Source organism: Pseudomonas sp. rhizo25 (genome assembly GCF_031931935.1).
GTDB classification, from domain to species: Bacteria; Pseudomonadota; Gammaproteobacteria; order Pseudomonadales; family Pseudomonadaceae; genus Aquipseudomonas; species Aquipseudomonas synxantha.
The window spans coordinates 1-22444 of record NZ_JAUJXA010000007.1 but is presented as its reverse complement, the minus strand read 5'-3'; the positions used below and the strand labels follow the sequence as shown (position 1 = coordinate 22444).

The following is a 22444-nucleotide window of genomic DNA, read 5'->3' as shown; positions in this document are numbered from 1 at the left end:
GACCCACTGCAATCGGGAGCAAGCCCCCCTCCCACATTTGGATCTCCATAAGTATTTGCGATGCGCATTCGGCATACAGAGGCCGAGTTAAAACAATAAGAATGAAAGGTACTTCCCCATGCCTAGCGAACCCACTGGCTCTTCCGTAGACTTCGAAAAAGTCGGCACCGAATACTTCCAACAACGCGAACTGAAAAAAGGCGCCGCCGGCTGGGTACTGTTAGTCGGTCTCGGTGTCGCCTACGTTATCTCCGGCGATTACGCCGGCTGGAACTTCGGCCTGGCCCAGGGTGGCTGGGGCGGCATGTTCCTCGCCACCTTGCTGATGGCGACGATGTACCTGTGCATGTGCTTTTCGCTTGCAGAACTGTCGTCCATGATCCCCACCGCTGGCGGTGGCTACGGTTTTGCCCGCAGCGCCTTTGGCCCTTGGGGTGGGTTTCTCACGGGCACCGCGATCCTCATCGAATACGCCATCGCCCCTGCGGCCATCGCGGTATTTATCGGCGCCTATTGCGAGTCACTGTTCGGCATTGGCGGCTGGATGATCTACCTGGCGTTCTACATCATCTTTATCGGCATCCACATCTTTGGTGTGGGCGAAGCCTTGAAACTGATGTTTGTGATCACCGCCGTCGCCGCAATTGCCCTGGGCGTATTCCTGGTGTCGATGGTGCCGCACTTCAACGTCGCCAACCTGCTGGACATTCCGGTGACCGAAGCCAAGGGCGCCAGCAGCTTCCTACCGTTCGGCTACGTCGGCGTGTGGGCGGCGATCCCTTATGCCATCTGGTTTTTCCTCGCGGTGGAAGGCGTTCCATTGGCCGCCGAAGAAACCAAGAACCCGAAACGCGACCTGCCCCGCGGCCTGATCGGCGCCATTGTGGTGCTGACCAGTTTTGCCCTGCTGATTCTGGTGATCGCGCCGGGCGGTGCGGGCACTTACGCGCTGATCAAATCCGGCAACCCGCTGGTTGAAGCGCTGGCGTTGTCCTACGGCGGTTCGACCTGGATGGGCAGCTTCGTCAACCTGGTCGGCTTGGCCGGCTTGATCGCGAGCTTTTTCTCGATCATCTACGCCTATTCGCGGCAGATCTTTGCCTTGTCTCGCGCTGGCTACCTGCCGCGCAAACTGTCCGAGACCAACAAGAGCAAGGCGCCGGTGCTGGCGTTGGTGATCCCCGGGATTATCGGTTTTGGCCTGTCGCTGACCGGCCAGGGTGACTTGCTGATTTTGGTGGCGGTGTTTGGCGCGACGATTTCCTACGTGCTGATGATGGCCGCGCACATCACCCTGCGCATCCGTCGCCCCAAAATGGACCGACCGTACCGCACGCCGGGCGGCATCTTCACTTCGGGCGTGGCGCTGGTACTGGCCTGCGTGGCCGTGGTGGCGGGCTTCCTGGTAGATCCACGAGTGGTGATTGGCGCCGCGGTCATCTATGGAGTATTAATTGCTTACTTTGCTTTCTACAGCCGGCATCACTTGGTAGCAGGCACGCCGGAAGAGGAATTCGCGGCGATCCAGGCCGCAGAGGCCGCCTTGCACTGATTGCCGAAAACCTCGACGCGGGCGCTTTCTCTAGGTTTTGCCCGCGTCATTCAGGAGACACTGTATGGCAAGCTTTTCCCACGCGGTGGGTGCCCTCACCTACCGCTTCGACGACCTCAAGGACGTGATGGCCAAGGCCAGCCCCGCCCGCTCCGGGGACTTCCTCGCTGGTGTCGCCGCCCAAAACGACGGCGAACGGGTGGCAGCGCAGATGGCGCTGGCGAATATCCCGCTCAAGCACTTCCTGCAGGAGGTGCTGATCCCCTATGAAAGCGATGAAGTCACCCGGCTGATCATCGACACCCACGATAAACAGGCGTTTGCGCCGGTCAGCCACCTCACCGTCGGCGGCCTGCGCGACTGGCTGCTCAGTGATGCCGCCGATGAACACGCCCTGCGTGCATTGGCGCCAGGGCTGACCCCGGAAATGGCCGCCGCCGTGTCCAAGATCATGCGTGTGCAGGACCTGGTGCTGGTGGCGCAAAAGATCCGCGTGGTTACCCAGTTTCGCGGCACCATGGGATTGCGCGGGCGCCTGTCCACACGCTTGCAGCCCAACCACCCCACCGATGAACCGGCAGGCATCGCCGCGAGTATTCTCGACGGCCTGCTCTACGGCAACGGCGACGCCATGATCGGCATCAACCCGGCCACCGACAGCATCGCCTCGATCTGCGCCATGCTGGAGATGCTTGACGCGATCATCCAGCGCTACGAAATTCCCACCCAGGCTTGCGTGCTGACTCACGTCACCACCTCCATCGAGGCGATCAACCGTGGCGTGCCCCTGGACCTGGTGTTCCAGTCGATTGCCGGCACCGAGGCGGCCAACGCCAGTTTCGGCATCAGCCTGAGCGTGCTGCAGGAAGGTTACGACGCCGGCCTGAGCCTCAAGCGCGGCACCCTGGGGCAGAACCTGATGTACTTCGAAACCGGCCAGGGCAGCGCCTTGTCGGCCAATGCGCATTTTGGCGTCGACCAGCAAACCTGTGAAACCCGCGCCTACGCCGTGGCGCGGCACTTCAAGCCATTTTTGGTGAACACCGTGGTCGGCTTTATCGGCCCGGAGTATCTGTACAACGGCAAGCAGATCATCCGTGCCGGCCTCGAAGACCACTTTTGCGGCAAGCTGCTCGGCGTGCCCATGGGTTGCGATATCTGCTACACCAACCACGCAGAAGCCGACCAGGACGACATGGACACCCTGCTGACCCTGCTGGGCGTGGCCGGTATCAACTTCATCATGGGCATTCCCGGCTCTGACGACATCATGCTCAACTACCAGACCACCTCGTTCCACGACGCCCTGTACGCCCGCCAGACCTTGGGTTTAAAGCCGGCGCCGGAGTTTGAACAGTGGCTGGCAAAAATGGGCATCTTCACGCAAGAAGGCGGCAAGGTGCACTTTGGCAACAGCCTGCCACCGGCGTTTCGCCACGCCTTGGCGCAATTGGGATGAAGGAGCCGACCGTGCAACCAGAACTGCCTGACAACCCCTGGCTGGAACTGCGCCGCCTGACCCCGGCGCGCATCGCATTGGGCCGCACTGGCACCAGTATTCCTACCAGCGCCCAGCTGGATTTCCAGTTCGCCCACGCCCAGGCGCGGGATGCGGTTCACCTGCCCTTCGATCACGCCGGGCTCAGCAGCCAGTTTGCCGAACGCGGCCGCGACAGCCTGCTGCTGCACAGCGCCGCCCCCGACCGGCACATCTACCTGCAACGCCCGGACCTTGGGCGGCGCTTGAGCGATGAGTCGGCCCAGACCTTGCGCGACTACGCCTTGGCACATCCCGGTGGGGTGGACTTGGCGATTGTGGTGGCCGATGGTCTGTCGGCGCTGGCGGTGCATAAACATACCGCGCCATTTCTGGCACGCCTGGAAGAACAGACCCACGCCGAAGGCTGGTCCTTGTCACCGGTAATTCTGGTGGAACAAGGCCGCGTGGCGGTGGCCGACGAGATCGGGCAACTGCTCGGGGCCAAGATGGTGGTGATCCTCATCGGCGAACGCCCGGGGCTCAGCTCGCCGGACAGCCTGGGCCTGTATTTCACCTACAACCCCAAGGTCGGCCTCACCGACGCCTATCGCAACTGCATCTCCAATGTGCGGCTGGAAGGCTTGAGTTATGGCATGGCGGCCCATCGTCTGCTGTACCTGATGCGCGAGGCGTGTCGCCGGCAGTTGTCGGGGGTCAATCTCAAGGACGAGGCGCAGGTTCAGACCCTCGAATCCGACGATCCGGACCTGATGAAGGGCAATTTCCTGCTCAGCCCACCGGCTGATCGATAGCAGCACGATTGCGCTTTTTGGCGGCATTAGGCAGCATCAAGCCACGGCCGCTCGCGTGGTCATACCCCATTAGGAAGTTGAGGCCTGGCATGCGGATTACTCAAGCGACCCTGGAACACCTGGACCTGTTGACCCCGCTATTCGTCAAATACCGCGAATTCTATGGCGCATTGCCGTTCCCGGACTCATCCCGGTCCTTCCTGGAAAAGCGCCTGCGACGCAAGGAGTCAGTCATCTACCTCGCCCTGGCTGATGATGATGACAAGCGGCTGCTGGGGTTCTGCCAGTTGTATCCGAGCTTTTCCTCGTTATCGCTCAAACGAGTGTGGATCCTCAACGACATCTACGTGGCCGAGGATGCGCGTCGGCAACTGGTGGCCGACAACCTGATGCGCACCGCCAAAAAGATGGCCAAGGAAACCCATGCCGTACGCTTGCGGGTCTCCACCAGCAGCGACAATGACGTGGCGCAGAAGACCTATGAATCCATCGGTTTTCGTGAAGACACCGAATTCAAGAACTACGTACTGCCGATCAACGAAGACTGATCCCCCCCCAAACACCTCAGATCCACTGTGGGAGGGGGCTTGCCCCCGATTACGGTGGGTCAGGCGCAGATTGGTTACCTGACACCCCGCCATCGGGAGCAAGCCCCCTCCCACAAAAAACCAAGCCCAACCGCTTCACACTTTCACGACACTCCCCGCTACAAAAGCCACACGCTTTTCACCATTCAATCCGTATAATGCCGACCTTTCAGGGCCGTAAGAACCGCGACAACTATTTGTAGCCTTATTGCCCGAGCTTCCGCACAGGCCTGCTGAGCCGGGCCGTTCACACAGGTGCCATCCATGGATTTCAACCCGCTCGACCTTATCCTGCATCTCGACGTCTACCTCGACATGCTGGTAACCAATTACGGTCCGTGGATCTACGCCATTCTGTTCCTGGTTATTTTTTGCGAAACCGGCCTGGTGGTCATGCCCTTCCTGCCGGGTGATTCCCTGCTGTTTATCGCCGGTGCCGTAGCAGCCGGTGGCGGCATGGACCCAGTACTGCTGGCCGGCCTGTTGATGCTGGCGGCGATCCTCGGTGACAGCACCAACTACGTCATAGGCCGAACGGTCGGCGAGCGCTTGTTCAGCAACCCGAACTCCAAGATCTTCCGTCGCGACTACCTGCAAAAAACCCACGATTTCTACGATAAGCACGGCGGCAAGACCGTAACCCTGGCGCGCTTCCTGCCGATCCTGCGGACCTTCGCACCGTTCGTCGCCGGCATCGCCAAAATGCCCTATCCGCGCTTCTTCGGTTTCAGCGTGCTGGGGACCATCCTCTGGGTCGGCGGCCTGGTGACTCTGGGCTACTTCTTCGGCAACGTGCCGTTTATCAAGAAAAACCTCTCGCTGCTGGTGGTGTTCATCATCCTGCTGTCGCTGGTGCCGATGATCATTGGCGTGGTGCGCAGCCGCTTTGGCCGCACCTCCTCCGAAGCCAACCCGCACTGACCGGCAATGTGGTCCCTCAGCGCCTGGCGTCGCCGGCGCCTGCTGGCCAAGCACCCGATTGCCGATGACACCTGGCAGCGGGTGCGCCAGCACCTGACCTTCCTCGACGGCATCAGCGCCGAGCAAGACCAGTGGCTGCGCGAAGCCTGCGTGGTCTTCCTCGCCGAAAAACACCTCACCGCCCTGCCCGGCGTCGAACTGCACCAGGAACAACGCCTGCTGCTCGCCGCCCAGGCACAGCTGCCACTGATGAACCTCGGCGATCTCGACTGGTACCAGGGCTTTCATGAAATCGTGCTATACCCCGACGACTTCCTCAGCCCGCAACGCCATCGCGACGCCAGCGGCGTCGAGCACGAGTGGGACGGTGAACACAGCGGCGAAGCCTGGCAACAAGGCCCGGTCATCCTGGCCTGGCCCGGCGTACTCGCCAGCGGTCAATGGGAAGGCTACAACCTGGTCATCCACGAACTGGCCCACAAGCTGGACATGCTCAACGGCGACGCCAACGGCCTGCCGCCCCTGCACCACGACATGCGCGTGCAGGAATGGGCCAGCGTGATGCAAAGCGCCTTCGATGACCTCAACCGCCAACTCGACGCCAACCCGGACGCCGAGACAGAAATAGACCCCTACGCCGCGGAAAACCCGGCGGAATTCTTTGCCGTTACCAGCGAGTATTTCTTCAGTGCCCCGGATTTGCTGGCCGACAGTTATCCACAGGTGTACGCCCAACTCAGCCGCTTTTACCGCCAGGATCCCCTGGCGCGCCTGACCCAACTGCAAGCCCACGACCCGCGCTACCAGCCACACGGCGAATGACCGTACGACGCTTGGCGCATGGCATCGGCGTCAGAATATGCCTATAATCGCCGCCACTTTTAGGCCAATCCGGCCATGTCATATGGCCAACTACGGGGGCAACGCCCAATGAGCTACAGCAAGATTCCGGCTGGCAAAGACCTGCCGAACGACATCTACGTCGCGATCGAAATTCCGGCCAACCACGCGCCGATCAAATACGAAATCGACAAAGACAGCGACTGCCTGTTCGTTGACCGTTTCATGGCCACCCCGATGTTCTACCCGGCCAACTACGGTTTCATCCCCAACACCCTGGCTGACGACGGCGACCCCCTCGACGTGCTGGTCGTGACCCCTTACCCGGTTACCCCAGGCTCGGTCATCCGCGCACGCCCAGTCGGCATCCTGAACATGACCGACGACGGCGGCGGCGATGCCAAAGTCATCGCAGTGCCACACGACAAGCTGTCCCAGCTGTACGTGGACGTGAAGGAATACACCGACCTGCCGCCACTGCTGCTGGAACAGATCAAGCACTTCTTCGAGAACTACAAAGACCTCGAAAAAGGCAAATGGGTAAAGATTGACGGTTGGGGCAACGCAGAAGCCGCCCGCGCCGAGATCATGAAGTCGGTTGCCGCCTACAAAGGCTGATACCCGCGCTTCATTGCCACGGCAAATAAAAAAGCCCCGTTAATTCGGGGCTTTTTTATGGGCAAGATTAAACATCAAGTTCAATGTTTATTTAATCGTGTTTAACTAAGCGCCCCACCTGAAAAACAAAGCCACAACTAAGCCAAATCCTACATATGCAATTCAACGCATGGTTTATTTGATTAGTTTTTCCGGCCAGTAAACTCTGCGTTTATGAATACATCAGGTGATCGTTTAAAAGCGCTACTTCGGGAAGTTCATCTTTCCGCCTCCGACTTTGCCAAGAACCGCGGCGTCACGCCTCAACACGTGAACAACTGGTTCAAGCGCGGAGTTCCCATGGGCCGACTCAACGAGATCGCAGAACTGCTCTGCGTCTCCAGTCGCTGGCTGCACGACGGCCGAGGCCCCAAACATCCGCCTGCCAACTACCTGTTGGAAGGCCCCACCGCAAGGATTGCAGCCACCCGCGAAGACACTGGCAAATACCTCACAGGCCCCGCCTGCCGCCCGGAAAAAACCGACGTGGAGATCGCCCTCCACCCCACATTCACCTCAACCGAACGCATCCGAATCTCGCTGCACACCCTCGAAACCCTCAACGTCAAACCCGACCGCGCGGTAGGTGCCTACATGGTCGACAACAGCATGATCGACATCATCCAACAAGGCGCCACCCTCGGTATCGACCGAGGCCGCACCCAAATCATCGACGGCGAAATCTACGCCGTCGAACACGACGGCATGCTACGCATCAAATACCTCTACAACCGCCCCGGGGGCGGCCTGCGCATGCGCAGCCACAACGCCGCCGAACACCCGGACGAATATCTGAACCACGAAGAACGCTTCGAACAATGCTTCAAGATCGTCGGCTGGGTATTCTGGTGGTCCACCCTCAACAACCGCCGCCCACCCGTGCCGCTGGATGAACACCTGCTGGGTTGGGAAGGCTCTAAATCGGAACCGGAGGTGGGCAATTGAGGTGAATGTGGGTAGAATGCGCAGCACATTTGGCAGGGGGATGGCTTAGCTATTTGACCTGCTTGGCGATGCGGAGGAGTTCCCGCTGATGCCCCTACTATTCAGCCCGACGCAATGTGGGCTGAGCGATTTGAAGGCTGCTGAGGTTTGTCAAAAACAAGCTGAGGCAGTCCCCGAGAAGCCGGCCACAAGCCGGCTTTTTAATATCTGTCAATAAATCCCCTGTTGGCCTACTCCCCCTCAAGCTCATTGGACCTTTCCTTCCCACGCACCGCCTCCAGCCTTAAGCGCAAAAAGCCCACCCCCCGCAAAGAAACCTCTTACAATCCCTCTCTCAATTTTCCAACATGCGTCAGATCCGTTAACCACCAATCGAGAGGCGGGCCTGTGATCAAAACAGACAGCACACCCGAACAACTGGTGAACGTCGAAAACCTGTCCATTCGCCTGCAACGTTTTGCTGATGATCGCGACTGGCACCAGTTCCATTCGCCCAAGAATTTGCTTTTGGCCCTCACCGGCGAGGTTGGCGAGCTTTGCGAAGTCTTTCAATGGATGAGCGAGACCGACTCGATTGCAGCAGCGAAGCGTCCGGAAACTGCCCAAGCGGTGAAAGATGAACTGGCTGATGTCCTGATGTACCTGGTCCGTTTAGCCAGCGTGTTAGGCGTCGACCTCGACGAAGCTACCCGGGACAAGCTTGCCCTTAACGCTTCGAAGTACCCCGTCGATAAAGCCAGAAGCACCAGCAAAAAATACGACCAACTCTGATACCCCACGCGCTAAGGACTTCTCGTGATCGTTTACGCTGCGACCAAACAGCAATTCCTCAAAGACAACGATAACGACGATATCGAAGAAGTCATTCTCAGGCACTACAAGGAAGCGACGGGGAAAAGAGTTGGGGCGTCGGAGATCAAATCCTGGCAGGGCTCGCTGACGTACATGGCAAAGGTGCTCCGAGATGAAGGGCTGCCGAATGACGCCGGCTTGGCTATCGAGTTGCATATCCCACAGTCTTCGAAGCGTATTGATTTCTTGCTGACTGGGAGGGATGCGAATCAGGGTAAAAATGCTGTCCTGATCGAGTTGAAGCAATGGAGCAAATCAACTGCAACGTCCAAGGACGCGATAGTCAAAACTGCGCTAGGCGGCGGGCTAGTGGAAACTATCCATCCGTCCTACCAAGTCTGGTCATACGCCGCATTGCTCGAAGGCTTTAACGAAGCCGTCTATGACAAAAGCATCGAGGTTCGACCCTGCGCTTATCTTCACAACTATGTCAGCGATGGGGTTATAAATTCTGCGCATTACCATGCATATATCAGCAAAGCTCCACTGTTCCTCAAAGGGCCGGATGAGCTTGAAAAACTGCGTACGTTTCTCAAGACCCACATCCTTCATGGCGATAACAAAGAAATTCTCTATGAGCTTTCCAATGGAAAAATTCGCCCGTCGAAAGCACTAGCTGATGCACTTAAAGGACTTCTGAAGGGCCAGCCGGAATTCATACTGATCGACGATCAAAAGGCGACGTTTGAATCCGCACTGGCGGCGGCGAGCGCTGCCTCGGAAGCGGCGCCGAAGGTGATTATCATTGAGGGCGGCCCTGGTACGGGTAAAACCGTGCTGGCGATCAACTTGCTCGTGAAGCTTACGAGCCAGGGATTATTGAGCAAGTACGTCTCAAAAAATGCCGCGCCGCGAAAGGTGTATGAGAGCAAATTGGTGGGAACGGTCAAGCGTAGCCACTTCTCCAATCTTTTTTCTGGCTCAGGCGCTTTCATTGATACCGAACCCAACACCTTTGATGCGCTCATCGTAGACGAAGCTCACCGTCTTAACGAAAAAAGCGGGCTTTACGGCAATTTGGGTGAGAACCAAATCAAGGAACTGATCGAGTCGGCCAAATGTTCAATCTTCTTTATCGACGAAGATCAGCGCGTCACGTTGAATGACATAGGCAGCAAGCAAGCCGTACGTGCTTTTGCGAAAGCCAAAGGCGCGGAGGTAGAGGAATATACGTTGTCCTCGCAGTTCCGTTGCAGCGGGTCTGACGGTTATCTGGCTTGGCTCGATGACGTACTGGAGATACGCGCAACCGCCAATCCGCTGCTCGACAATAGCGAATACGAGTTCAAAATCTTTGACAGCCCTCAAGCCATGCATATGGCTATCGAACAAAAAAACCAAGGTAACAAAGCCCGGGTTGTTGCCGGTTACTGCTGGCCGTGGCGCAGCAAGAAAGATGCTCGAGAATCCGACATCGTCATCGGCGACGACTACGAACGCCAATGGAACCTTGATCAGGACGGCAGTTTGTGGATCATCGCGGAGAATTCAGTTGATCAGGTCGGGTGTATTCATACATGCCAAGGCCTGGAAGTCGATTATATCGGCGTCATCATCGGGCCCGATCTCATCGTGCGGAATGGGCGCGTTCTTATCTCTGCCCTTGAGCGAGATAAAAACGACAAGTCCATTCGCGGCTGGAAGAAAATGATGAAGGAGCAACCCGATCTGGCAAAGCAGGAAACGGACTTGATCATCAAGAACACCTATCGAACGCTGATGACCAGGGGAATGAAGGGTTGCTACCTCTACTGCACCGACCCAGAAACCGCGCAGTACTTTGCGAGCCGGCTTGACGATCACGCGAACGCTAAATGACCTGCTGGTGCTTGCCTCAATAAGGTTGAGACAAGCACCCTCACATTACTTGGACTGCAAACAGTCCACAGCCCGGTCCGTCACCATCTTCGCCATCTCCACCAAATGCATCACCGCTCTCTGTGGCGCGGCCAGCGGCTCCCCATGCACCTTCGACGTCGCCACCGCACAGTGCAGCAACTCCGCCACACGCACCCAAGCATCCTCAAAGCTCAGATCTTCATTAACGACAAATGGGTAGGTCACACTCGATGATGACGAATCGGAAACAACGTTATCCATAGCAAAACTCCAATCGATGATTTGAAGCTGCCATCTACGCGACTAAACGAAAGGCGGCAGCTGTACGCAGGTTAGTCGACCGGTCGATTGGTAACCCGGCGCACCCGAAGGTGCCCTGCGCACAGCCACCATAAGATGCAGGCGAAGGGGTGCCTGACTCATGAGTTGCTTATGCGCCAATCGAAGCTGGGCGACTAAACCCGATCACTGAATTAGCAGTGACGATCCGCAGCTTAGTCACAGAGTTTCGCTGGCGCAAGCGGCTAGAATTCTCTAGGAAATGTCCCGCAAATGAAAGGGATCGAACCTGCTGGCTACTCAAAATCAGGCAATTCATTCGCGTTATGCGCAGCAGTACGGGGCCCCCAATCGCTCGTTCATTATTGTCTGCTTTAAGTTGACAGTAAGACTCCTACCACCCGATTTATCCCCGGTCACCCACCCATTAATCTGTGCCCATGTTGAACGCAACGCCCAACCAACCTAACAAAAAAGGATTCAATCATGAGCGCTCCAACCTACAACCGCTTGAACAAAGACGACGCCATTGTTCTGCTGGTCGACCACCAGACCGGCCTGATCTCCCTGGTGCAGGACTTCTCCCCCAACGAGTTCAAGAACAACGTGCTGGCCCTGGCGGACCTGGCCAAGTTCTTCAACTTGCCAACCATCCTCACCACCAGTTTCGAGCAAGGCCCTAACGGGCCGCTGGTGCCAGAGTTGAAGAAAATGTTTCCGGACGCGCCGTATATCGCTCGCCCTGGTCAGATCAACGCGTGGGACAACGAGGATTTCGTCAAGGCGATCAAGGCCACGGGGCGTAAGCAGATCATCATTGCCGGTGTGGTAACCGATGTGTGCGTGGCGTTCCCGACCTTGTCGGCGCTGGCGGAAGGGTTTGAGGTGTTTGTGGTGACGGATGCGTCTGGCACCTTCAATACCACGGTGCAGCAAGCGGCGTGGAGCCGGATGACGCAGGCCGGTGCGCAGTTGATGAACTGGTTCTCGGTGGCGTGTGAGCTGCACCGCGACTGGCGCAACGATATCGAAGGCTTGGGGAATCTGTTGTCCCAGCGCATTCCTAACTATCGCAATTTGATGAATGGGTATGCGGCGCTGACTGCCCAGTCTAAGTAAGTAACCATGCTGTATGACAAGCCTGCTTGTGAAAAGCAGGCTTTTTCATGCCACGGCTTACCCAGCCAGCAATTGCCCAACCACCGCCTCCAGTTTCGCCACTGCTTCTACTCGCTTCGCAGTAGATATCCGCCTGACGTTATGCAGCTTCCATTGCACCGCAGGCAACTCTTCGATCCCAGGCAAATTCAACTTCGCCCAATCAGGCTCTCCTTGTTTTAGCGAGATCAGAAAGGCGGCATCCTGCTCGCAGAATTGTTGCTGGATCGCAGTCAGCAAAGCCTCTCTGGTCACCTCTAATTCTTCAAGAGTGACCGGTGCTCGCGTCATGCCAGCAAATTCAGCCTGAAACATATCCGCCAGTGGCTTCCACCGTGGAGCAAGCAGCTCAGCCATGGGCCGCCCATGACTGATCAAATATACCAAGAAGCCTTCAAAAATTTCGCGTGTCAGCCCTTCTTCTCGAAGCATCACCATCACGTCGAAAAGGTCTCTTGGATGTTGCCGATCCAGTGCAGCGCAAATTTTACCGCCGTAGAGGTCGGGCAAGGACACCACCGCTATCGAGGCGAACCCAAACTCATCCTCGACCAACGGCACTACGTCACGCTCCAGGGGATGCAGGGCAGTCCCGCGCAGCACAGGCGAAACCTCAATTTTAATTTGGGCCTGAGCGTTTCTTACGAGAATCCGAAGCTCATCCTCTCGATTTGCTTGAACGGTCGCAATGCCCAAAGGGAGGCCTCGTGCTATGGCACCGGCAATGCGCTCCAACGCCTGACGAACGTCGGCCAATGCCTGCTTGCGGGCAGAGTTGGGCAGATACGCCAGGTCTATATCTACCGACAACCGAGGCAAGTCCCGCACAAACAGGTTAATGGCGGTCCCCCCTTTCAGTGCGAAACATCGTTCTGCCGCTACGTAAGGAATGACCTGCACGAGCAGACGAACCTGAGCGGCATAACGTGGTTCAAGTGGCATTGGCAAAACGCTCCGGAACGGTAATGAGGAACTCTTTATCGAGTCGACCGCCCCGGATGATTTGCCGCTTGCCCTTACCCATGTCGATGCTGGAACGATCTATACGCCCATACCACGCATGGTTCGCATTACGTGCCAGCAAAAGGAACACGCGTTTGACGCGGATCGAGTTGCACGCTTCAAGCAGCTTTTGCAGGCGTTTGGGACTGAGTGTGGCCAGACCGCTCAATACATCGGCCACACCGCTGAACAGCATTTCATCGTCGCTTTGATGGATAAGCTCAAGCACCGCACGCTCCGGGGTGGAGATTTTTAGCGCAAATTGACGGTAAGGCACTTGGAAAACTTGTAACGCCATATCTTCCAGTTCCGCAAAGAGTGCGCCTCGGTAGAAATTTACTTGGGCCTCCCATTCGTGCTTGCGGAACCAGCCTGGTAGAAGGGCTTCTGGTGTGCCGAATAGATCGACTGTCTGCTTTCCGAAGGTCAGGTAGTGGCTGTAACCGGCCAGGCTCAACGCCGTCGCACCACCCGGCCAAATCTGCACCGTTGCGTCTTGTTGCAATGCGAAGACACCGCCGTGCCAGCCAAGATCGTCGCCGCTGCGTTTCCACGCACCATGCCCCACACGCTCTACCCAGCCCGTGTGCTGATACTTTTGGATGAGGCTCGGCCCAACACCGTTCTCGTGCAGCCACACTTGAGTAGCAATGGAGCCCGATGGCCATTTCGCGAGAAGGTGGTTTATTTTCATGATAAATATGACCCTATAAGTATATTTATATTAAAAATATTAAACCACGAGAAAGTTGGATGTGACTATCCTTGCGAAGCTTTTGATTGCAACTGTGAATGGGTACGTTCAATACCAGGGTGCAGTGACGCGCAGCGTCACTGGATGCGTTACCACGCGTGTGGCAACGATCAAGTGGCCGAGTGGGTTATTTAGTCCAGGATCAGGTGTGGTAGAAACCGGCTTGAGTCCTTGGTGATCAAGCTATTGTCCTCGCGTACACCGATGCCAGCGGCCTGGTCGCCAATTACCCAAGAGCCGATCAGCGTGTAGCTGTCCCCAAATTTCGGTAGTGGTGCAAACTCTTGAAGGATGAAAGGCGCATCCGTGTAGGGCCCGCCCTCTTTCACAATCAGCCCATCAGCCGTTTGCAGCTCGATGTTCGCCCCTTCCCGCGAGAAGAACGGCTTGCGCACCCAGCCCTTCGGCACGGCCTTGCCTGGGTCAGTATCCAGGTGCGACGCGAGCAAATTCGGGTGGCCTTTGTTGAACTCCCACAACAACGGCAGGATGCCTTTGTTGGAGAGGATGGACTTCCACGCCGGCTCGAAAAACTGCGTATCGCTCTCGGCAATGGCGGCGCCGAAGGGTTCGTGGAAGATGAACTCCCAGGCATGCAACTTGAACAGATGGGGGATCCAGCGATCTTGTAGGTCGACGAAGCGGCCTTCGTTGGTCAGGCCGATGTCTTCGATGTCGATGTGGCGTGATTCGATGCCGACTTTTTCCGCGACGAGGCGCAGGTAGTCGGTGGTGCCTTTGTCTTCGATCGAGTCTTTCATCGAGGCGAAGTAGAACGGCTGGTTGACCTGCAGTTGGGCGAAGGCCTGGTGCAGTTTGGTGTCGATGCTGTTGAATTGGTCGGCGTGTTTGGGCAGCAGGCCGCGTTCGATGCATTGCTCGAGCCAGCCCCACTGGAATGCCGCGGCCTCGTAGAGGCTGGTGGGGGTGTCGTAGTTGAGCTCGAGCAGTTTGGCGGGGCCGGTGCCGTTGTAGGAGAAGTCCATGCGCCCGTACAGGTGCGGGTGGCCTTCAAGCCATGAGGTACGGATCATGTCGTAGAAAGGCGCGGGGATGCTCAGGCGTTCGAGCAGTTCTTCACTGTGGACCACGCGGGCCACGAGGTCCATGCACATGTCATGGATCTCGGTGGTGGGGTCTTCAAGGTCGCGCTCGATTTGCTGGAGCGTGAACTGGTAATACGCGCGCTCGTCCCAGTAGGGTTCGCCGTCGATGGTGTGGAACAGAAAGCCGAGGCTGTCGGCGGTCTGTTTCCAATCATGACGCTCTGCGCAGTGGATCTTCTTCATGCCTGCCTTCCTTAACTGCTCGACCCGCCGCCGCCCCAGCCGCTGCGGGCGCTGGCCTTGCTGCCGAAGCCGCCACGGGAGGTGGCCGAGGACACCGAGCTGGACTTGTTGGTGGAGCGCAGCGTGTTGGTGTAATTGCTGCTGCCGTACCGGGCCTGGTTGGAGCGGCCGAAGGTGGCCCCATTGGAGACGCGCTGGTTGAGCGTGGAGTTGCCGTAGTTGCCGCGATCATCGCGGTAGCGGTACACCGGCTCGGAACGGTAGCTGTTGCGATTGCTGCTCAGCATGTTGCCGATCAGCAGGCCGGTGAGCAGGCTGCTGGTGGAGAAACCCGAGCCACCGCCGCTTGCTTGGGCGTTGGTCGCTTGGGCATTGGCGGCGTCGACCTGGGATTGAGTCACCTGGCCTTCGGCGGTCAGCTCAAAGCCGCCGAGCCTTGGGATGAACTTGCCGGTGGAGTCTTGCTGGCACCAGTCGGCGACGAAGTCAGCATCGCAATCGGCCTGGCTGTCGTACACCGGCGCAATGCGGCGATGCTCGGCCATGGCGGTCATGTAGGCGTCCGAGCAGACGTCTACCGGGAGTTTTTCATCGGCGCATTGCTGCACCGACTGGAAGTTGTACTTCTTCTGCAAATCGTAGGTTTTTTCCGTTGGCCCGCAGCCGGATATCGCCATGGCGACCGACGCGGCCAGCGACAGCTGGACGTACTTGCTTCGTTTCATCGAGAGCTCCGTGCGCAATCAGTTCGAGGTGGGCGTCATGCACGCGGCATTCAACATGCCGACGCTGATGGCCACGGCGGCCACGTAGATGCCGGCCGCGAGTTCGCCCTTTTTGATGCGCTCGGACGTGCCTTTGAGCACCAGGCTGGTCAGCAAAAACGCCAACAGTTGGACGACGGCTGCAATCACCGCCCAGACCACGAAGTCGACGAGGCTGACGGAGTAGGCAATCACGTTGCTGGCCGGAATGGCGAAGCCGACGATGGCACCGCCCAGGGCGACCGCTGCGGATGTGTTGCCCGCCCGGATCAGCTCGAATTCCTTGTGCGGGGTGATGCGGGTGTAGATGAACTGGAACAGCGCGAACAGTACCGCAGCCCCCAGGATGTAGAGGACAAAGCCGAACACGGCAGCTTTGTTCAGGGAAATGGAGAGAGCTTCTAGCATGGGATGCTTCCTTTTTTAGAGCGCAGTCAGATCGGTTGTGTACAGCGAAATGCCCAGCGACGTGCTCAGGCTGATGGTGCCTTCGGCGTCTTCTTCGACGGAAAACAGCAAAAACTCGCGGCGGTCGGTCAGGCCGGTGTCGCGTGCGTATAACATCGAACGGTGCTCAACGCTGTAGGCCGCCTCCGGGCTGACGATTTGTTCGTTCATTGCTACCAATTCGGTCTGGCCGTCTTCGCTGCCCCACTCACGGAAGAACTCGACGCCGTCGTGGGTGTAGGTCGGCAACCCGATCAGGCTCTGTGGGCCCGCCAGCCGGCGCAGTTCCGCTTCACTGCTGACAGTGACGTTACTGAGGTAGTTGAACAGGATCACCGACTCGACCTGCCCGGCGATGTCACCCGTGGTGTGCACCTGCAGCCAATAGTCTTCGTCGTTCATGTAATAGCGCGACAGCCAGTTCGACTGCCCGAGGTCAACGATGCCGTTGGCCCAGATTTCCTGGGAACCGGGTATTACCACCGAGGTTTTCTCATCGAGCAACAGTTTCAGGCTCGTGTCGAACATCAGGCCTTTGCCCGGTGCCAGGCCCAATGGCCCGGTGACCGGCAGCGCCTGGTTGGCCGGCGCTTTAGAGTCAGTAGTGGCGTTCGGAGCTTCGAGCCCCATCAGTTGTTTAAACCATCCCATGGGAGATTTCCTTGAGCCGGGTGGAGGCGATATAGAAGAGTTCACCGCCCTCGACGCGTGTGGCGCTCGGCGGGTTGATCGCGGGTTGCTGGGCACCTTTGGCGCGATAGCCGATAAGGGTGGCGTTGTGCTGTTCTTTCAGCCGGGTGTACAGCTCGCCGAACGTGGCCTCAAAGGCCTCGGGCAATTTCATCAGGTATTGGGTGGCACCCTGCCCCACGCACAGCAGCTCATTGATAACCACGGACGAGCCTGGGTCCTGGGAGGCACGCACCAGCATTTCAATCGCCATGCTTGAGGTGCATTCCAGGCGAGGTGCGTAGGAGCTGGCGAGTGCGGCGATTTCACTTTCGTTGAAGTGGGCGACCACATGCCCGACGGGGCTCAATTGATTGACCGCCAGCACTGTGGCCAGGGTCAGGTCGTCAGATGGGGTTCGCACCAACACACGTTCAGCACCGGGAACACCGGCACGCAGCAGAAACGCGGTGGAGGACAGGCTCTCACCGCGGATGAACGCCGCTTTGCCCGGCATCGGGTTTTCTTCGAGGGTGCAGTCGCAAATCACGATCAGGTTGTCGTTGGAGGTTTCATCTTGTAGCAACAACTCGATGACCCGCTCACTGGATGCGCCCTCCCAGCCGATCAGCACGGTATGGCCGGCCTTGCCGGTGAAATCGCCTTTGCCCTTCATGCCTTTTCTCCATGCATCGATGACACTGCTGGTGGTTTTGCCGATGGCGGCCGTAAGCAGCGCAATGCCGCCGAGCATGACCCAGGTCGCCACGAAAATGCGCCCCGCCGCGGTCTGCGGGGCGAGATCGCCATAGCCGACGGTCAGTGTGGTAGTCAGATAGAAGTAAACAAAGGTTGCGGGGGCGGTGAGGTGTTGCTCGCCCAGGAACACCATGCCCAGATATGCCACGCCCAGGTGTACGCCCAAGGCAACGACCAGGCCTGCCCAGCCGAAGCGGTGAAAGAGGGACGAAGCGTACCGGCGCAATAAAAGAAAGATCGACATTTCATCCCTGGTTCCGTGGGTACTGGGTTCCTGACGAGGCGCTCACCTCGGCATTTGGATGCTTGAGTGCGCTCACCCGGCATTAAACCTGCTGCGCGGTGCAGAGAGAAGTACCTTGGCGGCAATAAACCCGGCGAACGCACCGAAGAGATGACCTTCAAAGGAAACACCCTGCCGAGGCAGGAAGCCAAAGATCAGGCCGCCATACAGTACCGCCACCACACCAGCGGTTATCAGGTTGCTCCAGCTTCTGTGGAACCAGGCGCGTGCGAGCAGGTAGGCCCATAGCCCGAATACCCAGCCGCTGGCACCGACGTGAACGCCTGCAAAACCGAACAGCCAGACCAACGCGCCACCCAGCAGAATCACGATTGCGCTGACGGCAATAAAGCGGTGGAGTCCGTCGAGGATAACCAGGGTGCCCAGGACCATAAAGGCAATCAGGTTTGCGCTCAGGTGGGCAAAGGACGCGTGCAGAAACGGTGATGTGAGGATGCCAAACAGGCCGTGCAGCGTTCTCGGGACCAGCCCGAATGCCATCAGGCTGTAACCGGTCGCTACATTGAGCAGTTGCAGCGCGACCATCAAGAGGGCCAGGCCTGCGATTGTCTTGAAACCTTTGAAGGCGTCCATTCTCACCTCGGCATAAAAAAGAAGGGCACAAATGCCCTTCTTTCAGCTGCGTCGCTTATTCAGCCGACTTTTGCTTCAGACGCTCAAGAATCGCATTGGCACTGCCTTCGTTCGGCGTGATGCCAGCGTCGCGCAGTTTGCGCTCCAGGTCGGTGCCCGTCGACGCCTCAACCAGTTCATCCTGGGCTTGCAGTTCCGCGGCGCGTTGCTGCTGTTTGGCCTGCAAGCGATTCAGCGTACCGACGGCGGTTTCCAGCTTGCCGTTGGCACCGCCGCTGGCAATGGATGCGCTGACCTGGGCCTTCTGCACGCTGTCGCGAGCCTTGGCCATGTCCACTTGCTGGCGCAAGCTTTTGATCCGGCTCTCGGCCTTGGTGATGTCCTTGCGCATGCTCTCGGCGTAGCCACCGAACTCGGCGGTTTGTTTTTGCTCGACGTCCCGCTCGTTGGTCAAGGTCGAAATGGCTTCGGCGACTTCCAGGGCCAGATCTTCACGATTGGCCTGGATCGCGGCCATCGCCTTGGTTTCCAGGTCTTTGATCTTGGCGTCGTACTCGCCAACACGGTCAGCGGCCAGTTTGTGCTTGGCCATGATGCTGACCAACTCACGCTTGGCATTGGCCAGGGCGCTGTCAGCATCGCGGATTTCCTGGTCCAGGATGCGCAGGGCCTGTTGGTCGACGATCGATTCGCCGACTTCGTTGGCACCGCCACGCAGCGCGGTGAACAATTTGCTCCAGATGGACTGAGTCATTAGGTTTTCCCGAATAATTAGTTGAAGAAACGTTCGAAGGCTTCGCTGGCGCGCTGCACGTTGTCGACCAGGGTTTTCACCTCGGTCACGATGTTGGTCAGGCTGGAGTCGGAGCTGAGCGCGCCGAACATGTTGTAGACCACCTGCCCGTTGGGCATTGACTCGATGCCGATGGAAGACAACGGGAACATCTCCCGGCTGCGCAGCACCGCGTCGTTGAACTTGGCGACATCGTTTATGGACTCGACGTCGACCAGCACGGTGTCCACGATGATCTGCTCGCCCACCACTGCGATGTAAATCGGCAGGCCCCCGAAGTCGTTCATTTCCAGCTTGATGCTGGACTCGGAGCCTTGGACGAGGGAAAGCGTAATGTCTTTGGACGTCACTTCATCCAGGGCCTGCAGCGCACTGAAGAGGCGATCGATGTTCCAGTTGGTACCTGCGCTCATGAAATTCTCCGACATGAATGAGCCAGCCAGAATCGGTTGGCGAAGCTGTTTCTCCATCTGCTTGAGCAAGCTTCGGTTTTCGGGAAGCACCCAAGCCTCGTGTTTCACATAACCGGCGGCCGCCAGGCCCGCGCGCATCTGCTTCATGTAAAAGCTCGATGGCTTTTTTGCAGACTGTTTCAAGCGCTCTCCCTGAAGGCTGGCTGAATCGGTATCGGGCCCTGCAGCAGGGCTCGATGGAGAGCTGCTATTCATCGTACTGACCTCGCTGTGAAAAACTCACGCGTGAGAAAATCTACAGGCAATGTTCGTTGCACTCAATAGCTCACGCGTGAGATTTTTCCGAAGCTGATTCCGCCCATGGGAAAGACCATATCTTGTGAGTGACCAGGCATTGTCTCTTCTGAGTTGACGGTATTACCCATTCCAGCCGATTTATCCCCCACCACTCACCGATTAATCTGTGCCCATGTTGAACGCAACGCCCAACCAACCTAAACAAAAAAGGATTCAACCATGAGCACTGCAACCTACAACCGCTTGAACAAAGACGACGCGATCGTACTGCTGGTCGACCACCAGACCGGCCTGATCTCCTTGGTGCAGGACTTCTCCCCCAACGAGTTCAAGAACAACGTGCTGGCCCTGGCGGACCTGGCCAAGTTCTTCAACCTGCCGACCATCCTCACCACCAGCTTCGAGCAAGGCCCCAATGGCCCGCTGGTGCCGGAGTTGAAGGAGATGTTCCCAGACGCGCCGTACATCGCCCGCCCCGGCCAGATCAACGCCTGGGACAATGAAGACTTCGTCAAGGCGATCAAGGCCACCGGTCGCAAGCAGATCATCATTGCCGGGGTGGTGACGGATGTGTGCGTGGCGTTCCCGACCTTGTCGGCGCTGGCGGAAGGCTTTGAAGTGTTTGTGGTGACGGATGCATCGGGCACTTTCAACACCACGGTGCAGCAGGCGGCATGGAGCCGGATGACCCAGGCCGGTGCACAGTTGATGAACTGGTTCTCGGTGGCCTGTGAGCTGCACCGAGACTGGCGCAACGATATTGAAGGCCTGGGGAATCTGTTGTCCCAGCGCATTCCTAACTATCGCAACTTGATGAATGGCTATGCGGCGCTGACTGCACAGCAGAAGTAAGCCAGCCGAGTGTGACGATAAGCCTGCCCTGAAAAGCAGGCTTGCGGCGTTTGAGCCGAATCGCGGGCCAGATCCAATTGCGCCTTGGGCAGGCGGTTTTCAGTGTGCAGCACCAGGATGTTGCGCGAACAAATTGTGCAAGCACCTGCTGCACAAACTCAGAATCCGGCCACACCTCGGCAAAAGCGCGCATGCACTTGAGATTACGCGGCGAAAAACCTTGATGTCAGAAAAGGCCGCCCGCAAATCTTGCGCAAGACGGTCGCTCACTTTGCTACCCCAGCCTTGATCGGCCTGACGGGTCAAAATATCGCGGCCGATCTGCAAGTAGAGCAGCACCGGTTCACGATTGACCGCGTGCATTGGTCATTGAGTCGTAAAACGAGAGCAGCGTTCGCCGTGGTCCTTGACTCTCCCCTATACGGCACCCCCTACCCTGAATGCTCATTTCAGGAGCCTTCAGCATGAGTCAGCGCATCCTGGTCATTCTCGGCCACCCGTCCACCGATAGTTTTTGTTCAGCCCTAGCACAGACTTATATCCACTCCGCGAAAACGGCAGGCCACGACGTACGCGTCCTACGCCTGGGTGACCTAAGGTTCGACCCCATCCTTCAACACGGTTATACCCAGGTCCAAGCGCTGGAGCCCGACCTGCTCAGCGCCCAAGCCGAAATCCTTTGGGCCGAGCACCTGACATGGGTTTTCCCTGTTTGGTGGGGCGGTATCCCGGCACTGATGAAAGGCTTCATCGACCGAGTTTTCCTACCCGGCTTCGCCTTCAAATACCGCGCAGGCAAGGCATTCCCTGACAAGCTGCTAAAGGGCCGAACCGCGCACTTGCTAGTGACCCTGGACACACCGGCGTGGTATTACCGCTGGGTCTACCGCATGCCGGCCATCCACCAGATGCGTCGCACCACGCTGGCGTTGTGCGGCATCACACCGAGCAAGACGCTGCTGTTCGGGCCGGTGCTGGGCTCTACATTGACGCAGCGGGCCCGGTGGCTGAAACAGGCCGGCGCATTATTTGAGAAAGGGAATTTTCATGTACATCGGCAAAGCCGCGCAGTTGTCCGGCACGACCATCAAGGCGATTCGTCACTATGAGGCGATTGGATTGATGCCCGAGCCTCAACGCCAAGGCGGCTACCGCGTTTACACGGTGCAGAGCGTGGAGCGATTGACCTTTATCAAATGCGCCCAGCAGCTGGGGTTCAAACTCAAGGAGTTGCAGGAAATTTTGCTGGGATACGACGGTGACGCCCTTCCCTGGGACCGGGCGGAACAAGCAATCGCCAACAAGAAGCACGCGTTATCTACACAAATCGCCGTGCTGCAACGAATGCAGGCGGGCTTGATTGCGTTTGAAACCCAACTGAAAGACGCCCAAGGGCACTGCTCGTCAATCAGCAGCGTCGCCATTTGACGCAGCCTTTACGCATGAGTTGGCGCTGACTTTTACGAGCCCCTTGTAAGGGCAATCTGATTTTCCAAACCGTTCATCCAGCCGCTTTTCGCTGCGGCAGACTCCGGCGCCTTGCCTTCTGTCGAGACGTCATGGATGACCCACGCCACCCTCATCGCCGCTATCGAACACGAGCTGA

The 22444-nt window shown here is 57.9% G+C and carries 25 protein-coding genes and 1 pseudogene; 14 read left to right on the top strand and 12 right to left on the bottom strand.

The features are described from left to right. The first annotated feature begins 118 nt into the window (after positions 1 to 118). From eat to QZR30_RS16830, 10 genes are all read left to right on the top strand, one after another. Entirely contained in the window at positions 119 to 1552 is a 1434-nt protein-coding gene (gene eat / locus QZR30_RS16875; RefSeq protein ID WP_046069706.1) for an ethanolamine permease, read from the top strand. 64 nt (positions 1553 to 1616) lie between these two features. Then, positions 1617 to 3011 carry an ethanolamine ammonia-lyase subunit EutB gene (locus QZR30_RS16870; protein ID WP_046069707.1) on the top strand — a complete coding sequence of 465 codons (1395 nt, stop codon included), beginning with the start codon at positions 1617 to 1619 and terminating at the stop codon, positions 3009 to 3011. Continuing rightward, positions 3008 to 3844 (top strand): ethanolamine ammonia-lyase subunit EutC, encoded by an 837-nt coding sequence (eutC, locus tag QZR30_RS16865; RefSeq protein WP_046069708.1) that lies wholly within the window; start codon positions 3008 to 3010, stop codon positions 3842 to 3844. The genes QZR30_RS16870 and eutC overlap by 4 nt, the downstream gene beginning before the upstream one ends. An 89-nt stretch (positions 3845 to 3933) precedes the next feature. Further along, a complete protein-coding gene (locus tag QZR30_RS16860; RefSeq protein ID WP_046069709.1) occupies positions 3934 to 4392 on the top strand; it encodes a GNAT family N-acetyltransferase in 459 nt (152 codons plus the stop codon). Positions 4393 to 4695: 303 nt separating this feature from the next. Next, complete coding sequence (locus tag QZR30_RS16855) at positions 4696 to 5352, top strand: DedA family protein (protein ID WP_046069710.1); 657 nt, start codon at positions 4696 to 4698, stop codon at positions 5350 to 5352. 6 nt (positions 5353 to 5358) lie between these two features. Further along, positions 5359 to 6174, top strand: coding sequence for a zinc-dependent peptidase (locus QZR30_RS16850; protein ID WP_056846360.1), 816 nt, complete (start codon positions 5359 to 5361; stop codon positions 6172 to 6174). Positions 6175 to 6282: 108 nt separating this feature from the next. Then, positions 6283 to 6810: an inorganic diphosphatase gene (gene ppa / locus QZR30_RS16845; protein ID WP_005791810.1), complete on the top strand. Its 528-nt coding sequence runs from the start codon at positions 6283 to 6285 to the stop codon at positions 6808 to 6810. Between the two features lie 213 nt (positions 6811 to 7023). Beyond that, a complete protein-coding gene (locus QZR30_RS16840) occupies positions 7024 to 7794 on the top strand; it encodes a LexA family transcriptional regulator (protein ID WP_059397652.1) in 771 nt (256 codons plus the stop codon). Positions 7795 to 8181: 387 nt separating this feature from the next. Next, positions 8182 to 8565 carry a nucleotide pyrophosphohydrolase gene (locus QZR30_RS16835; protein WP_056846358.1) on the top strand — a complete coding sequence of 128 codons (384 nt, stop codon included), beginning with the start codon at positions 8182 to 8184 and terminating at the stop codon, positions 8563 to 8565. Between the two features lie 24 nt (positions 8566 to 8589). Continuing rightward, positions 8590 to 10464: a DUF2075 domain-containing protein gene (locus tag QZR30_RS16830; protein ID WP_311903714.1), complete on the top strand. Its 1875-nt coding sequence runs from the start codon at positions 8590 to 8592 to the stop codon at positions 10462 to 10464. A gap of 45 nt (positions 10465 to 10509) precedes the next feature. On the opposite strand, the gene QZR30_RS16825 is transcribed toward QZR30_RS16830, so the two are convergent. Continuing rightward, positions 10510 to 10746 carry a hypothetical protein gene (locus tag QZR30_RS16825; protein ID WP_056846356.1) on the bottom strand — a complete coding sequence of 79 codons (237 nt, stop codon included), beginning with the start codon at positions 10744 to 10746 and terminating at the stop codon, positions 10510 to 10512. 504 nt (positions 10747 to 11250) lie between these two features. Here QZR30_RS16825 and ycaC (QZR30_RS16820) point away from each other — a divergent pair. Next, entirely contained in the window at positions 11251 to 11883 is a 633-nt protein-coding gene (gene ycaC / locus QZR30_RS16820; protein ID WP_311903713.1) for an isochorismate family cysteine hydrolase YcaC, read from the top strand. A gap of 57 nt (positions 11884 to 11940) precedes the next feature. Here the strand turns inward: ycaC (QZR30_RS16820) and QZR30_RS16815 are convergent, their stop codons facing one another. The 10 genes from QZR30_RS16815 to QZR30_RS16770 all read right to left on the bottom strand — a co-directional run bounded on the left by QZR30_RS16815 (position 11941) and on the right by QZR30_RS16770 (position 19836). After that, positions 11941 to 12864: a nucleotidyl transferase AbiEii/AbiGii toxin family protein gene (locus tag QZR30_RS16815; RefSeq protein ID WP_311903712.1), complete on the bottom strand. Its 924-nt coding sequence runs from the start codon at positions 12862 to 12864 to the stop codon at positions 11941 to 11943. Further along, positions 12854 to 13618 carry a type IV toxin-antitoxin system AbiEi family antitoxin gene (locus QZR30_RS16810; protein WP_068965510.1) on the bottom strand — a complete coding sequence of 255 codons (765 nt, stop codon included), beginning with the start codon at positions 13616 to 13618 and terminating at the stop codon, positions 12854 to 12856. Before QZR30_RS16810 ends, QZR30_RS16815 begins: the two co-directional genes overlap by 11 nt. Before the next feature lie 191 nt (positions 13619 to 13809). Then, on the bottom strand, positions 13810 to 14967 hold the full coding sequence (locus QZR30_RS16805; RefSeq protein WP_046069717.1) for a glutathionylspermidine synthase family protein: 1158 nt from the start codon (positions 14965 to 14967) through the stop codon (positions 13810 to 13812). A gap of 11 nt (positions 14968 to 14978) precedes the next feature. After that, positions 14979 to 15692, bottom strand: coding sequence for a DUF1190 domain-containing protein (locus QZR30_RS16800; RefSeq protein ID WP_046069718.1), 714 nt, complete (start codon positions 15690 to 15692; stop codon positions 14979 to 14981). Positions 15693 to 15710: 18 nt separating this feature from the next. Beyond that, entirely contained in the window at positions 15711 to 16139 is a 429-nt protein-coding gene (locus tag QZR30_RS16795) for a DUF350 domain-containing protein (RefSeq protein WP_046069719.1), read from the bottom strand. A gap of 15 nt (positions 16140 to 16154) precedes the next feature. After that, positions 16155 to 16829, bottom strand: a complete 675-nt coding sequence (locus QZR30_RS16790) for a DUF2491 family protein (RefSeq protein WP_046069720.1) — start codon at positions 16827 to 16829, stop codon at positions 16155 to 16157. After that, positions 16816 to 17850: an ion channel gene (locus tag QZR30_RS16785; RefSeq protein ID WP_046069721.1), complete on the bottom strand. Its 1035-nt coding sequence runs from the start codon at positions 17848 to 17850 to the stop codon at positions 16816 to 16818. Before QZR30_RS16785 ends, QZR30_RS16790 begins: the two co-directional genes overlap by 14 nt. 72 nt (positions 17851 to 17922) lie before the next feature. Next, positions 17923 to 18483, bottom strand: a complete 561-nt coding sequence (locus tag QZR30_RS16780) for a rhomboid family intramembrane serine protease (protein ID WP_046069722.1) — start codon at positions 18481 to 18483, stop codon at positions 17923 to 17925. A gap of 55 nt (positions 18484 to 18538) precedes the next feature. After that, the gene (locus QZR30_RS16775; RefSeq protein ID WP_059397648.1) at positions 18539 to 19237 is read right to left on the bottom strand and encodes a PspA/IM30 family protein; all 699 of its coding nucleotides are present in this window, start codon (positions 19235 to 19237) and stop codon (positions 18539 to 18541) included. A gap of 17 nt (positions 19238 to 19254) precedes the next feature. Continuing rightward, the gene (locus QZR30_RS16770; RefSeq protein ID WP_043048040.1) at positions 19255 to 19836 is read right to left on the bottom strand and encodes a YjfI family protein; all 582 of its coding nucleotides are present in this window, start codon (positions 19834 to 19836) and stop codon (positions 19255 to 19257) included. A 369-nt stretch (positions 19837 to 20205) separates the two neighbouring features. On the opposite strand from QZR30_RS16770, the gene ycaC (QZR30_RS16765) reads away from it, so the two are divergent. Continuing rightward, the gene (gene ycaC / locus QZR30_RS16765) at positions 20206 to 20838 is read left to right on the top strand and encodes an isochorismate family cysteine hydrolase YcaC (protein ID WP_034117703.1); all 633 of its coding nucleotides are present in this window, start codon (positions 20206 to 20208) and stop codon (positions 20836 to 20838) included. A gap of 44 nt (positions 20839 to 20882) precedes the next feature. On the opposite strand, the pseudogene QZR30_RS16760 reads toward ycaC (QZR30_RS16765), so the two are convergent. Then, positions 20883 to 21195 (bottom strand): annotated as a pseudogene (locus QZR30_RS16760) (DUF1016 N-terminal domain-containing protein); the annotation flags it as partial. A 107-nt stretch (positions 21196 to 21302) separates the two neighbouring features. Here QZR30_RS16760 and QZR30_RS16755 point away from each other — a divergent pair. Both QZR30_RS16755 and QZR30_RS16750 read left to right on the top strand, forming a co-directional pair. Next, positions 21303 to 21947 carry an NAD(P)H-dependent oxidoreductase gene (locus tag QZR30_RS16755; protein WP_311903711.1) on the top strand — a complete coding sequence of 215 codons (645 nt, stop codon included), beginning with the start codon at positions 21303 to 21305 and terminating at the stop codon, positions 21945 to 21947. After that, the gene (locus QZR30_RS16750) at positions 21886 to 22266 is read left to right on the top strand and encodes a MerR family transcriptional regulator (RefSeq protein ID WP_068965512.1); all 381 of its coding nucleotides are present in this window, start codon (positions 21886 to 21888) and stop codon (positions 22264 to 22266) included. Before QZR30_RS16755 ends, QZR30_RS16750 begins: the two co-directional genes overlap by 62 nt. Positions 22267 to 22444 lie beyond the last annotated feature (178 nt).